The 13,768-nt window shown below is 56.5% G+C and carries 7 protein-coding genes and 3 rRNA genes; 1 reads left to right on the top strand and 9 read right to left on the bottom strand.

What is annotated here, in order from left to right:
- Positions 1-386: 386 nt before the first annotated feature.
- The 7 genes from rrf to LG294_RS02610 form a co-directional block, all read right to left on the bottom strand.
- A 5S ribosomal RNA gene (gene rrf, locus LG294_RS02640) occupies positions 387-503 on the bottom strand.
- A 207-nt stretch (positions 504-710) separates the two neighbouring features.
- Positions 711-3,842: ribosomal RNA gene (locus LG294_RS02635) — 23S ribosomal RNA — on the bottom strand.
- Between the two features lie 504 nt (positions 3,843-4,346).
- Positions 4,347-5,872 (bottom strand): 16S ribosomal RNA (locus LG294_RS02630).
- The 16S, 23S and 5S rRNA genes sit together here, the layout of an rRNA operon.
- Positions 5,873-6,432: 560 nt before the next feature.
- Entirely contained in the window at positions 6,433-7,416 is a 984-nt protein-coding gene (gene rlmB, locus LG294_RS02625; protein WP_404289254.1) for a 23S rRNA (guanosine(2251)-2'-O)-methyltransferase RlmB, read from the bottom strand.
- A gap of 46 nt (positions 7,417-7,462) precedes the next feature.
- On the bottom strand, positions 7,463-8,914 hold the full coding sequence (gene cysS / locus LG294_RS02620) for a cysteine--tRNA ligase (protein WP_404289252.1): 1,452 nt from the start codon (positions 8,912-8,914) through the stop codon (positions 7,463-7,465).
- Between the two features lie 69 nt (positions 8,915-8,983).
- Positions 8,984-10,225, bottom strand: coding sequence for a 2-C-methyl-D-erythritol 4-phosphate cytidylyltransferase (gene ispD / locus LG294_RS02615; protein ID WP_404289250.1), 1,242 nt, complete (start codon positions 10,223-10,225; stop codon positions 8,984-8,986).
- 115 nt (positions 10,226-10,340) lie between these two features.
- Positions 10,341-10,826 (bottom strand): CarD family transcriptional regulator, encoded by a 486-nt coding sequence (locus LG294_RS02610; protein ID WP_096288501.1) that lies wholly within the window; start codon positions 10,824-10,826, stop codon positions 10,341-10,343.
- A gap of 349 nt (positions 10,827-11,175) precedes the next feature.
- On the opposite strand from LG294_RS02610, the gene LG294_RS02605 reads away from it, so the two are divergent.
- The gene (locus tag LG294_RS02605) at positions 11,176-11,715 is read left to right on the top strand and encodes a hypothetical protein (protein ID WP_404289248.1); all 540 of its coding nucleotides are present in this window, start codon (positions 11,176-11,178) and stop codon (positions 11,713-11,715) included.
- A 104-nt stretch (positions 11,716-11,819) separates the two neighbouring features.
- Here the strand turns inward: LG294_RS02605 and LG294_RS02600 are convergent, their stop codons facing one another.
- Both LG294_RS02600 and LG294_RS02595 read right to left on the bottom strand, forming a co-directional pair.
- Positions 11,820-12,500: a response regulator transcription factor gene (locus LG294_RS02600; protein WP_096283068.1), complete on the bottom strand. Its 681-nt coding sequence runs from the start codon at positions 12,498-12,500 to the stop codon at positions 11,820-11,822.
- Positions 12,497-13,702 carry a sensor histidine kinase gene (locus LG294_RS02595; protein ID WP_404291611.1) on the bottom strand — a complete coding sequence of 402 codons (1,206 nt, stop codon included), beginning with the start codon at positions 13,700-13,702 and terminating at the stop codon, positions 12,497-12,499. The genes LG294_RS02600 and LG294_RS02595 overlap by 4 nt, the downstream gene beginning before the upstream one ends.
- Between the last annotated feature and the right edge of the window lie 66 nt (positions 13,703-13,768).

Raw genomic sequence — 13,768 nt, 5'->3', positions numbered from 1 at the left:
ACGGCTTCGAATTTGACAGCGGATCATTGCCAGCCAGTCTTCGAGGCGCTACTTTTGTGGAGCCAAGTTATCGTCAGTCTAACGATGATGACAGGTCTGACGACGGATGCCCAGTGGATTTTTCCGGAACGAAAATTATCGGCAGCGAGTCTGGTGTGGGGCTGGCCTCCAGGAGCTCGCATAAGTGTTTGGCTGTAGAAAGGTCGCAGCACTCCTACTAATAAAGGAACGGGGTAAACAAGAAAAGGGTCCCACCACATACCTGGCAGAACCCCACACCAACCCCGCCGGTACGGCGGGTTAAACAGGTGAGGCCCCCGCACCACCAGGTGCAAGGGCCTCAAACCATCATCAAAACAGACTAACCATTCTGTACTTCAAGTTAAGTCCGGCGGTGACCTACTCTCCCACACCCTCACGAGTGCAGTACCATCGGCGCAGTGGGCCTTAGCTTCCGGGTTCGGTATGGGACCGGGCGTTTCCCCCACGCTATGACCGCCGTAACAGTCTCGAAACAACACCTGATGATCCAGTGCCATTAAGTCTTATGAACCACACCACCACCCCGACCCATCACCACCCCCAACCCACCCAAGGTGAGCCGGAAATACTGACGATCAAGCCAATGATCCAGTGTGCTACAAGAGTTGTTGTCTCGTAACCGTATAGTGAACGCGAGCAATAATTGTCTTCAACGATTGCTTTAGTGTGTGTTGTAAGTCATCGGCCTATTAGTACAGGTCAGCTACACAAGTCTTTAGTCCTTGCTTCCACATCCTGCCTATCAACCCAGTGGTCTAGCTGGGGGCCTCTCACACTCAAGGTGCATGGAAATCTCATCTCGAAGCAGGCTTCCCGCTTAGATGCTTTCAGCGGTTATCCCTTCCAAACGTAGCTAATCAGCGGTGCACTTGGCAGTACAACTGACACACCAGAGGTTTGTCCGTCCCGGTCCTCTCGTACTAAGGACAGCCCTTCTCAAATTTCCAACGCGCGCAGCGGATAGGGACCGAACTGTCTCACGACGTTCTAAACCCAGCTCGCGTACCGCTTTAATGGGCGAACAGCCCAACCCTTGGGACCTACTCCAGCCCCAGGATGCGACGAGCCGACATCGAGGTGCCAAACCATGCCGTCGATATGGACTCTTGGGCAAGATCAGCCTGTTATCCCCGAGGTACCTTTTATCCGTTGAGCGACGGCCCTTCCACGAGGTGCCGCCGGATCACTAGTCCCGACTTTCGTCCCTGCTCGAGCTGTCACTCTCACAGTCAAGCTCCCTTGTGCACTTACACTCGACACCTGATTGCCAACCAGGCTGAGGGAACCTTTGGGCGCCTCCGTTACATTTTAGGAGGCAACCGCCCCAGTTAAACTACCCATCAGGCACTGTCCCTGAACCAGATCATGGTCCGAAGTTAGGTGACCGGTACAGCCAGAGTGGTATTTCAACGATGACTCCACCCGAACTAGCGTCCGAGCTTCACAGTCTCCCACCTATCCTACACAAGCTGCACCGAACACCAATACCAAACTATAGTAAAGGTCTCGGGGTCTTTCCGTCCTGCTGCGCGTAACGAGCATCTTTACTCGTACTGCAATTTCGCCGAGTTCATGGTTGAGACAGCGGGGAAGTCGTTACTCCATTCGTGCAGGTCGGAACTTACCCGACAAGGAATTTCGCTACCTTAGGATGGTTATAGTTACCACCGCCGTTTACTGGGGCTTAAATTCTCAGCTTCGCAACAAGTTGCTAACCGGTCCTCTTAACCTTCCAGCACCGGGCAGGAGTCAGTCCGTATACATCGTCTTGCGACTTCGCACGGACCTGTGTTTTTAGTAAACAGTCGCTTCCCCCTGGTCTCTGCGGCCCACACCCGCAAAAGAAGAGCAAGTCTTCCTCACGGGGCAGGCCCCCCTTCTTCCGAAGTTACGGGGGCATTTTGCCGAGTTCCTTAACCATGATTCTCTCGATCGCCTTAGTATTCTCTACCTGATCACCTGTGTCGGTTTGGGGTACGGGCGACTAGAACCTCGCGCCGATGCTTTTCTAGGCAGCATAGGATCACCAAATCACCCACCGAAGTGGGTGCCTATCAGGTCTCAACCATAAATGAGAGACGGATTTGCCTATCTCTCGGCCTACACCCTTGGACCAGGTCAATTCCATTGCCTGGCTCGGCTACCTTCCTGCGTCACACCTGTTAATACGCTTACCTCACAAAATTGGTTCCCAGCACCTCACACAAAAGCAGCCCGAAGGCCGCAACATCATGCTCAGTGGTGGTTAGCATCAAAAGCTCAGTATGGGCGGTTCTTCGCCGGTACGGGAATATCAACCCGTTGTCCATCGACTACGCCTGTCGGCCTCGCCTTAGGTCCCGACTCACCCAGGGCAGATTAGCTTGACCCTGGAACCCTTGATCATTCGGCGGACGGGTTTCTCACCCGTCATTCGCTACTCATGCCTGCATTCTCACTCGTGTGGTCTCCACCGCTGGTTTACACCGCGACTTCACCGTCCACACGACGCTCCCCTACCCATCCAAACGCCCAATCGAAACCAGGCAAATATTTGAATGACGCAACTTCGGCGGTGTGCTTGAGCCCCGCTACATTATCGGCGCGGAATCACTTGACCAGTGAGCTATTACGCACTCTTTCAAGGGTGGCTGCTTCTAAGCCAACCTCCTGGTTGTCACAGCAACTCCACATCCTTTTCCACTTAGCACACGCTTAGGGGCCTTAGTTGGCGTTCTGGGCTGTTTCCCTCTCGACTATGAAGCTTATCCCCCACAGTCTCACTGCTACGCTCTCACTTACCGGCATTCGGAGTTTGGCTAACGTCAGTAACCTTGTAGGGCCCATTAGCTATCCAGTAGCTCTACCTCCGGTAAGAAACACGTAACGCTGCACCTAAATGCATTTCGGGGAGAACCAGCTATCACGAAGTTTGATTGGCCTTTCACCCCTACCCACAGCTCATCCCCTCCATTTTCAACTGAAGTGGGTTCGGTCCTCCACGCGCTCTTACACGCGCTTCAACCTGGCCATGGGTAGATCACTTCGCTTCGGGTCTAGACCGTGCCACTCAAACGCCCTATTCAGACTCGCTTTCGCTACGGCTTCCCCACACGGGTTAACCTCGCGACACAGCACTAACTCGCAGGCTCATTCTTCAAAAGGCACGCCATCACACCCCACAAGTGGGATGCTTTAACGGATTGTAAGCGCACGGTTTCAGGTACTATTTCACTCCCCTCCCGGGGTACTTTTCACCATTCCCTCACGGTACTGATTCACTATCGGTCATCAGGTAGTATTCAGGCTTACCAGGTGGTCCTGGCAGATTCACACAAGATTTCTCGAGCCCCGTGCTACTCGGGTACCCACACTAGAACGGCAGACACGCATTACACCTACGGGACTATCACCCTCTCTGGTCCGGCATTCCAACCGATTCACCTATACGCCTGCACCTCATCCCGCTAACCAGATAGGGTTAGCACATGTAGGCCCCACAACCCCGGTGATGCAACGCCTATCCGCTATCACACACCAACCGGTTTAGCCCCATCCGCGTTCGCTCGCCACTACTAACGGAATCACTATTGTTTTCTCTTCCTGCGGGTACTGAGATGTTTCACTTCCCCGCGTTCCCTCCACACAGCCTATACATTCAGCTGCAGGTCATACGGCATGACACCGTACGGGGTTTCCCCATTCGGAAATCCTGGTCTCAACGTCCGGTTATCGACTCCACCAGGCTTATCGCAGATTCCCACGTCCTTCATCGGCTCCTGATGCCAAGGCATCCACCGTGCGCCCTTAAAAACTTCAACACAAATCAAAGTCTCAGATTGAGCAATAAAACAATCAACAAAATCACAAAACAACCACGCAAGAACACCCCGAAAGGCATCCGACATGGTCATCTTATAAGATGCTCGCGTTCACTATACAGTTCCCAAACAACAACCCCACACCCCCGCACCACCGACCAAAGACCCCCAAAAAGGAACCCATTAAGCCAGCGCGCAAAGACACAGGACAAACACTGAAACACCAAACACCCACCCCCAAAGGGACAGGACGCTTGTTGCCTCAAAACCCAACAGCATGCCAAACCATACAAACCGCACAACCCCCACACCCTCATTCCAACACCCCCAAAGGGACGCGTACTAAAAGAGCATGAACACCATGCAGCCATAGCCAATACCCCGCCCCAACCATCAGGTCAACGCGTTTTCCGGTACTGAGTTCATTGATATTCCACCCATGAGCAACCCGCCTGCCAACACTCGTGGCAGAAACGGGCAACCAATAATTGGTTAGCTCCTTAGAAAGGAGGTGATCCAGCCGCACCTTCCGGTACGGCTACCTTGTTACGACTTAGTCCCAATCGCCAGTCCCACCTTCGACGACTCCCCCCACACAAGGTGGTTAGGCCATCGGCTTCGGGTGTTACCAACTTTCGTGACTTGACGGGCGGTGTGTACAAGGCCCGGGAACGTATTCACCGCAGCGTTGCTGATCTGCGATTACTAGCGACTCCGACTTCATGGGGTCGAGTTGCAGACCCCAATCCGAACTGAGACCGGCTTTTAGGGATTAGCTCCACCTCACAGTATCGCAACCCATTGTACCGGCCATTGTAGCATGCGTGAAGCCCAAGACATAAGGGGCATGATGATTTGACGTCATCCCCACCTTCCTCCGAGTTGACCCCGGCAGTCTCCCATGAGTCCCCACCTTTACGTGCTGGCAACATGGAACGAGGGTTGCGCTCGTTGCGGGACTTAACCCAACATCTCACGACACGAGCTGACGACAACCATGCACCACCTGTGAACCAGCCCCGAAGGGAAACCCCATCTCTGAGGCGGTCTGGAACATGTCAAGCCTTGGTAAGGTTCTTCGCGTTGCATCGAATTAATCCGCATGCTCCGCCGCTTGTGCGGGCCCCCGTCAATTCCTTTGAGTTTTAGCCTTGCGGCCGTACTCCCCAGGCGGGGCACTTAATGCGTTAGCTACGGCGCGGAAAACGTGGAATGTCCCCCACACCTAGTGCCCAACGTTTACGGCATGGACTACCAGGGTATCTAATCCTGTTCGCTCCCCATGCTTTCGCTCCTCAGCGTCAGTAGATGCCCAGAGACCTGCCTTCGCCATCGGTGTTCCTCCTGATATCTGCGCATTTCACCGCTACACCAGGAATTCCAGTCTCCCCTACATCACTCTAGTCTGCCCGTACCCACCGCAGATCCGAGGTTGAGCCTCGGACTTTCACGGCAGACGCGACAAACCGCCTACGAGCTCTTTACGCCCAATAAATCCGGATAACGCTTGCGCCCTACGTATTACCGCGGCTGCTGGCACGTAGTTAGCCGGCGCTTCTTCTGCAGGTACCGTCACTTTCGCTTCTTCCCTACTGAAAGAGGTTTACAACCCGAAGGCCGTCATCCCTCACGCGGCGTCGCTGCATCAGGCTTTCGCCCATTGTGCAATATTCCCCACTGCTGCCTCCCGTAGGAGTCTGGGCCGTGTCTCAGTCCCAGTGTGGCCGGTCACCCTCTCAGGCCGGCTACCCGTCGTCGCCTTGGTGAGCCATTACCTCACCAACAAGCTGATAGGCCGCGAGTCCATCCCCAACCGATAAATCTTTCCACCAAAAACCATGCGGTCAAAGGTCATATCCGGTATTAGACCCAGTTTCCCGGGCTTATCCCAGAGTCGGGGGCAGGTTACTCACGTGTTACTCACCCGTTCGCCACTAATCACCCCAGCAAGCTGGGGGTCATCGTTCGACTTGCATGTGTTAAGCACGCCGCCAGCGTTCATCCTGAGCCAGGATCAAACTCTCCATAAAAAACAAAAAGCCACCGAAACCCCTCGGAAAATAAGGGAAGAATCAGTGATAAAATCCTGGCGAATAAAAACACTCGGAACAACACACGGGGGTGTATCATTCCAAGCAAATGTTATATATCCACCAAATTAAAAATAATTCGGTATCAATAAACTTGGCACACTATTGAGTTCTCAAACAACAAACACTCTCGACACCACAACCACCACAATCGGCAGCTGCTTCGCTCCGGAGCAACTTTACAAGGTTACCATCTTGTTGACTATTGTCAACTCCATGTTTTCCACTTGTTCACGTCACTTGAATTTCATTCCCTCTCGGGGTTTCCGTTCAAGCGGCGCGAGAAGAAACTCTACACGTCTCTGGGGTGAACGCAAAATCGGCCAGATTGCCCGTTATTCACCCAAACTTCCTTGCCATTCCGGGAAATAGCTGCGCTTTTAGCTCCGATTCCAGAGAAAAACTGCCAAAAACATTCTTATGAAGCAGCTCACGCTTAAAGCTGTTGGGCCTGTTTCCCGCGGAATCACAGGAAACAGGCCCAACTGGAAAGAAAACTTCTACTTGCTTTCGGCGTTACGCAGACGCGAAACCTCATAGAGCGAGATGCCGACCGCCATCGATGCGTTCAACGACTCCATAGCCGAATCAATCGGGATCGAGACGATCGCGTCGCAGTTTTCGCGAACCAGACGGGACAGGCCCTTACCTTCCGAACCGACAACGATGCACAGCGGCCCGGTGGCTAGCTCGAGATTGGGCAGATCCATATTGCCGCCGGCGTCCAACCCGATCACGAAGATGCCTGCGGCCTTAATTTCCTTCAGTGCATTGGTCAGGTTGCTGCACTTAGCAACTGGTACTCGTACCGCTGCACCGGCACTGGTCTTCCACGCCGAAGCGGTCATCCCTACACTGCGACGTTCTGGGATAATCACACCGTCAGCGCCGAAGGCCGAGGCGGAACGAATGATGGCGCCAAGGTTACGTGGATCGGTGATTCCGTCCAAAGCAATGAACAGTGGCTGAGTGCGCTTGTAGCCGCGGGCATAATCCTTGACGGATTTCTGTGCCAGCTGTACGGCGTCCTTGTACTCATACGGTGGGATCTGCAGGGCGAGGCCCTGGTGGATTGCGCCGTCGGTCATCCGCTCAAGTTCTACCTTGTTGGCTTCCATCAGTGGGATGCCAAGCTCGTTAGCAAGCTTCAACGACTCACGTACTCGGTCATCGACCTCGATACGAATAGCAACGTGCAACGCCTTGGCTGGAATTCCAGCGCGCAAAGCTTCAACAACCGAGTTACGCCCGGTCACCATCTCGGCATTGACCTTGATCCGGTCGTTGCGCTTAGCTGCGCTGCGCTTGGTAGCTGCACGTTCGGCCAGCTCCTTGGTGCGGTAGGCCTTGTGGTAAGGACGATCCTCGGCTTTCGGGGTCGGGCCTTTGCCCTCCAAGGAACGACGGCCCTTGCCGCCACTTCCCTTGGTCGGGCCCTTCTTGCCCTTGCGAACCGCTCCCGCGCGTTCTTGAGGATTACTCATTTGATATGTCCTTTGTTTTGAATTCTTTGTATGGCCGCGGGTGCGGTTATTTAGTCAGGGTCCAGCGTGCGCCGTCGGCGGAGTCAACCACTGTGATGCCCGCGGAGGCTAACGCGTCGCGGATGGCGTCCGAGCGGGCCCAATCCTTGGCGGCACGCGCCTGGGTGCGTTCGGCCAATTGCGCCTGGATCAGTGTGTCTAGCGCTTCGGTTTCGGCACGTCCCTGCCCGGATTCGGTGCTGCGTGCATCGTCCAGTCCAAGAACCTGTGTCATGGCAAGCACCTGGCCGAGCGACTCTACTGCCCTCTGCTCTTCATTCGCATCCAGTGCGGCGTTGCCGCGGCGGACTGCCTCATGCAGCGCAGCCAAGGCCATCGGCACGTTCAGGTCATCATCCATGGCGGCACCGAAAGCTTCGGGCACCGAGGTGGCTTCCACTGTGAGCCCGCTGTTCGCGGCCCGGTACTGGGCATTGGAAATGAAAGTGTCGATGCGTTCTACGGCAGCGGCAGCTTCGGTGAGCGAATCGGGACGGTAATCCAACTGCGAGCGGTACTGTGCTTGTCCGAGGAAATAGCGTACGACGCGAGCATCGGCCAGCTGCAGCATTTCTTCCGGAGAAATGGTGTTGCCAATAGACTTGCTCATTTTTTCTCCGGCATAGGTGACCATGCCGTTGTGCATCCAGTAATTGGCGAAGCCTTGACCCGCGGCGGTTGACTGCGCCAATTCGTTCTCGTGGTGAGGGAAGCGCAAGTCCAGTCCACCACCGTGAATATCGAAGTGGGTGCCGAGGTACTTCGCTGCCATCGCCGAGCATTCCAAATGCCAGCCCGGTCGTCCGCGGCCCCAGGGGCTCGTCCACGAAGCTGTGTGCGGATCGCTTTCCTTGTGCCCCTTCCACAGGGCGAAGTCGCGCGGATCTCTTTTGCCACGCGGATCGGCATCGGCGGCAGCCTGCATATCGTCAATTTTCTGTCGGGTCAGCGAACCGTAGGCTTCGAAGGAGCGCACGTCGAAGTACACGTCTCCAGAGTTGTCGGTGGCCGGGTAAGCGTGACCGCGAGAGATTAATGTTTCGATCAGCTCATGCATTTCGGTGATGTGGCCGGTAGCGCGTGGCTCATAAGTCGGTCGGCGTACCCCGAGCGCTGTGTAGGCGTTGGCGAATTCCTGTTCGAAGCGATAAGCCAACGCATACCAAGACTCACGTGGCTGGTAGTGCTGGTCCGCGGCAAAATCTTCGGCGAAAGAGTTCGACGACTTCTCCAAGATCTTGTCGTCGATATCAGTCACATTGCGCACGGTGGTGACGGTGAAGTCCCGATATTCCAGCCAGCGCACCAAGATGTCATAGGCAATCGCGCTGCGCACGTGACCCACGTGCGGCATGCCCTGCACGGTTGCGCCACAGTAGTACAGCTTGACTTCACCGTCGGTTAACGGCTTGAAGTCTCGTACGGACGCAGTCTTGGTGTCATAAAATCGCAGGCTCACATCTTTAAGGTTATCCGAAGAAACCGATGGTTGTGCGGGGATGCGACGAGTAACGCACTGAAGAGTTGCTTACTGCCCTTCTTTGGCGGCCCGATAGACCAGTGCGGTGGCGTATGCAGTGACCCCGGCGCCCTCCCCTTCGTACCCCAATCCGTCGCTCGTGGTGGCCGTGACGCTGACTGGGGCGCCAAGGACTTCGGAGAGCAATTGATTGGCTTCTTCGCGGCGTGCAGCGAAGCGGGGACGGCGAGCGACGAATTGCACCGCCACGTTGCCGATCTCGAACCCGGCGCCCCGTACCAAGCGCGCAGCTTCTGCAAGCAGGCTCACACCGCTGGCTCCGGCAAATTCGGGTCGGTCCACCCCGAAGTGTGTTCCCAAATCGCCAATCCCGCTGGCGGAGAACAATGCGTCACAGGCAGCGTGGGCTACCGCGTCTCCGTCCGAGTGCCCCGACAGACCGATATCTTCGGGGAAGAACAGGCCGGCCAGCCACATTTGTCGCGAAGAGTCGGCGCTGACCGCGTGCACATCGATGCCATTGCCTACACGTGGGATAACCAAGTTGTGCTCCGAGTTCTTTGTTGCGGCGGTGGTGAACAGGCGCCCCACGGTGTGCAAATCTTCTGGGTGGGTAACTTTCAACGAGCGGGCATCACCGGCCACGACGTGCACTTCAACCCCGTGGGCGCGAACGATCGACGCGTCATCGGTGACTCGCTCTAAGTCTTCGGGGCTGTAGTGATCGAGTTGCGCATGAGCATCAATGAGCGTCTGCGCTGCGAAACCCTGCGGGGTCTGCACCGCTCGCAGGGTGCTGCGGTCCGGAGTTTCAATGATAATTGGCGAACCGGTGCTCGCTGTTGCGCCGACCACGCTGATCGTATCGGTCACCGCCAGTGCCGGAATAGCTGCATGAACCTCGGGTTTGCGCAGTTCGGAGAGGATCAACTCGTATTGGGCTACCGGAGCGAAGGCTCGCGCCGCGTCATGGACGAGGATCTGCGTGATCTGGGAGGAGACTGCGGCTAGACCGTTGCGTACGGAGGCCGCGCGGCTGTTCCCTCCGGGGACTGTGCGTACCTGCGTCGGGTAGTAGGCAAGACGTTCGGGAAGCCGGGAATCTTCCGGCGGAACCACCACGATTACTTCTTTGACTGCATCGACGTCGAGTATGCGATCCAGGGCATGCTCGGCTAGTGATCTACCGTGGACCTCGACCAACGCCTTGGGCAGACCCGCACCCAGGCGTGTCCCTAAGCCGGCTGCTACAAGGATGACCGCTACCGATTCTTCTAGTTGCTCACTCACGAATCCCAGCTTATCCCGCATTAGAAGTGGGGTTAAATGACTAAACCGTGGGTCGCTTTCCAGCGTCCCACGGTTACTTGTCGTTCGGCAGCAGGCTTCGCTGACTTAACGAAATTTAGGCTGAGGCCAAAACTTCGTCCAGAAGACCTTCTGCCTTGGTCTCGTCCAGATCCTTGGCCAAAGCCAATTCGCTGATCAATACCTGACGGGCTTTGGAGAGCATTCGCTTTTCGCCTGCGGACAGGCCACGGTCATTCTCACGACGCCAAAGGTCGCGAACGACCTCTGCCACCTTGATGACATCACCGGAGGCAAGCTTTTCTAGGTTTGCCTTGTAACGACGCGACCAGTTGGTCGGCTCTTCAGTAAATTCAGCACGAAGGACATCGAACACATGGTCCAAGCCTTCCTGACCTACCACGTCACGCACGCCAACGAGATCAACGTTCTCAGCTGGAACCTCGATGGTCAGGTCACCCTGAGCCACCTTGAGCTTGAGATACATTTTCTCTTCGCCCTTGATCTTGCGCATTTTGATCTCTTCGATCATTGCCGCGCCGTGGTGCGGGTAGACAACAGTCTCGCCAACCTCAAAAACCATGTGAATAAACCCCTTTCCCACCTCCCAGTCTACCACGGACGAGCTATGGGAAATCTTCGCTATGCCCCATATAACCCCGAAAAGACGCGGAATTCCCTCTTCCACTTGCGGGAGAAACGTGGTATGAAGATAGTAGGTTGCCAGCTCACCCCTCCCCCACTAGCTGGCATAACTTATCTACAACTTGTCGAAATCGATGTGTTGCACGTCGCTAAATCACGTTCTGACGCGAATTACGGTTAGGCTTAGAGCTAGTCGTGGTCTTCGTGTTGCCCCGCGCCTTGGGCGCGGAATACCGAAAATGACCGCGAAACCCGCAACTCATTATTCTCACCGAGGAGTTAGTGTCGTGATCACCGCACGCATGACCGCCGGACGTCGCATTGCTGCGTCCCTAGCCGTGGCCACCCTGGCATTCGGTGTCACCAGCTGTGGCGCCATCAACCAGCAGGCGACTACCGACCATTACAACGCATCCGATGGCATTCACGTTGATGTTGCCGACGCCGAGGTTCGCAACCTGATGTTCGTGGCAAACGCCGATGCTTCCCAGGCCCGACTGATTGGTTCAGTGGTCAACGACGGAGACAGCGCAGTAAGCGTGAGCATCAAGGCCGGCTCGGCCACTGCAGTCAGCGTCGAGGTTCCAGCTAACGAAGTCGTCAAGCTGGAAGACGAGAAGAACAACACCGTCATCTCCTCATTGGGTGTCAACGCGGGCGAACACGCCCAGACCACCTTCACCTCAGCCGGCGAAACCGTCGAGTTCAGCGTTCCAGTAGTCGATGGCACCCTCGCCGAATACCGCGACTTCGTTCCAGGCGGATATGACCAGGCCACCACCGAACACCTGAAGCCAGTGGAGCACGAATCCACTTCGGGCCACTAAGCGGTTTCCAAACAACAAAGGCTTCGGTCTTCGAGAATTCCTCCTCATCGGGAGATTCTCGAAGGCCGAAGCCTTTTGTGTTACCGCTCTGGTTTAGTTACTACCTAGGCGACGAATTTGTATCCGAGCCCGCGTACCGTCACCAGATGCTCTGGGACTGCAGGATCTTCCTCGATCTTCGAACGCAGGCGCTTGACATGCACGTCGAGGGTTTTGGTGTCCCCGACATAATCGCTGCCCCAGACCCGGTCGATCAGCTGTCCACGAGTCAGCACGCGACCTGCGTTGCGCAGCAGCATTTCGAGCAGCTCGAATTCCTTCAACGGCATTGCGACCTCGGTGTTGCTGACCGAAACCACATGGCGTTCGACATCCATGCGCACAGGACCGGCGGTGACCACATTGGTGATCAGCTCCTCGACTTCGCCCTGCCGGCGCAGCACCGCACGAATGCGGGCCAGCAGTTCACGGGAGGAGTACGGCTTGGTGACGTAGTCATCCGCACCGAGCTCGAGGCCCACCACCTTATCGATCTCGGAGTCCTTGGCGGTGAGCATGATGACAGGGACCTGGCTGGTGGCGCGGATCTGACGGATCACCTCGGTACCCGGTTGCCCAGGAAGCATCAAATCTAGCAGCACCAGATCGGCGCCGTGGCGCTCGAATTCGGTGACAGCCACAATACCGTCGTCGGCGATGCGCACCTCAAAACCTTCACGTTCCAAAAGGTAAGAAAGCGGGTCCGAGAGCGACTCTTCGTCCTCAACGATCAATATGCGGGTCATCGGCGTCCTCCTTCACGATCCGCCACACGCGTGGCGTTCGCTTTATCCTTCGTCGTATCGGTGGCCAATTCCGATGGCTCGGCCCCTTCTTCATCCACTATGGGAAGTCTGAGTGTGAACGTGGATCCTTGCCCTGGCTGCGACCAAAGCGATACTTCGCCGCCGTGGTTGGCCAGAACATGCTTGACAATGCTCAGCCCCAGACCGGTTCCACCGGTCTGCCGCGAGCGTGCTCCATCCACCCGGTAGAAGCGTTCGAAGACGCGCTCCTGCTCTTCGGCGGAAATCCCCGGGCCTTGATCCGTGACCGAGATCTGCGCGTACCCGTCACGCTGGCGCAAGCCAACTCCAACTGTAGTGTTCGGCGGGGAGTAGCGGATCGCATTGTCGATCAGGTTACGCAGGGCCGTCATCAGCAAGTCCGCATCGCCGTAGATCGCGGCATCAAGCTGACCGCCCACGGTGATGCTGATTCCCTTTTCATCGGCAAGCAGCTTGTTGCGGTCAACCGCCTCGCTGATCACCGATTCGATGGCCACATCGGCCCCGTACAGGATGGAATCGCTGGACTGCAGCCGGGAGAGTTCGATGATGTCTTGGACTAGCGCGGCCAAGCGCCGAGATTCCTTCTGCATCCGAGTGGAGAAGCGGCGTACCGCTACCGGGTCATCGGCGCCGTCGCTGATCGCCTCGGCCAGCAAAGACATCGCGCCCACCGGGGTTTTCAACTCGTGCGACACGTTGGCCACGAAGTCATTGCGCATTGCCTCGGTTCGGGTGATCTCGGTGCGGTCATCAGCGAGCAGCAGGATGTATTCATCGCCCAACGGGGCGACGCGTACGTGCACGATCAGCTGTCCGGCGCCCAGGGTTGCGCGCTGCAGCTCGTATTGGCTCTCGGCGATTACGCCGTCGGCGCGCACCTGGCGCACCAGCGTCTGCAGCTCCTCGTGGACCAGCGTGTGCCCTCTTACCAGCCCGTAGGCATAGGAGGCGGGGTTGGCGCGAACCACCCCGTCCACATCATCCAGAATCACGAACGCGCGGCCAATAACCGAAAGCACCGAGGCGGCACCTTCGGGCAGAACCGGTTCGTCAACATCGGGAAGGCCGGAGGCGCGCCGCTGCGAAAAACGGTAGGCGGCAAGCCCGACAAGTCCCAAGGTTAAACCGAGCAGGCCGGCGAGCAGGGTCGAAATCACTTCGTTCACATAATCAGACTAGCTTCCAACGCGCAGGGTGCTGTCCTCAAATGACGGGAAATCGCA

It is taken from the genome of Glutamicibacter arilaitensis (genome assembly GCF_044793945.1).
GTDB classification, from domain to species: Bacteria; Actinomycetota; Actinomycetes; order Actinomycetales; family Micrococcaceae; genus Glutamicibacter; species Glutamicibacter arilaitensis_B.
Note: the sequence above shows the minus strand (reverse complement) of the source record. Positions and strands in the feature narration are given on the sequence as shown.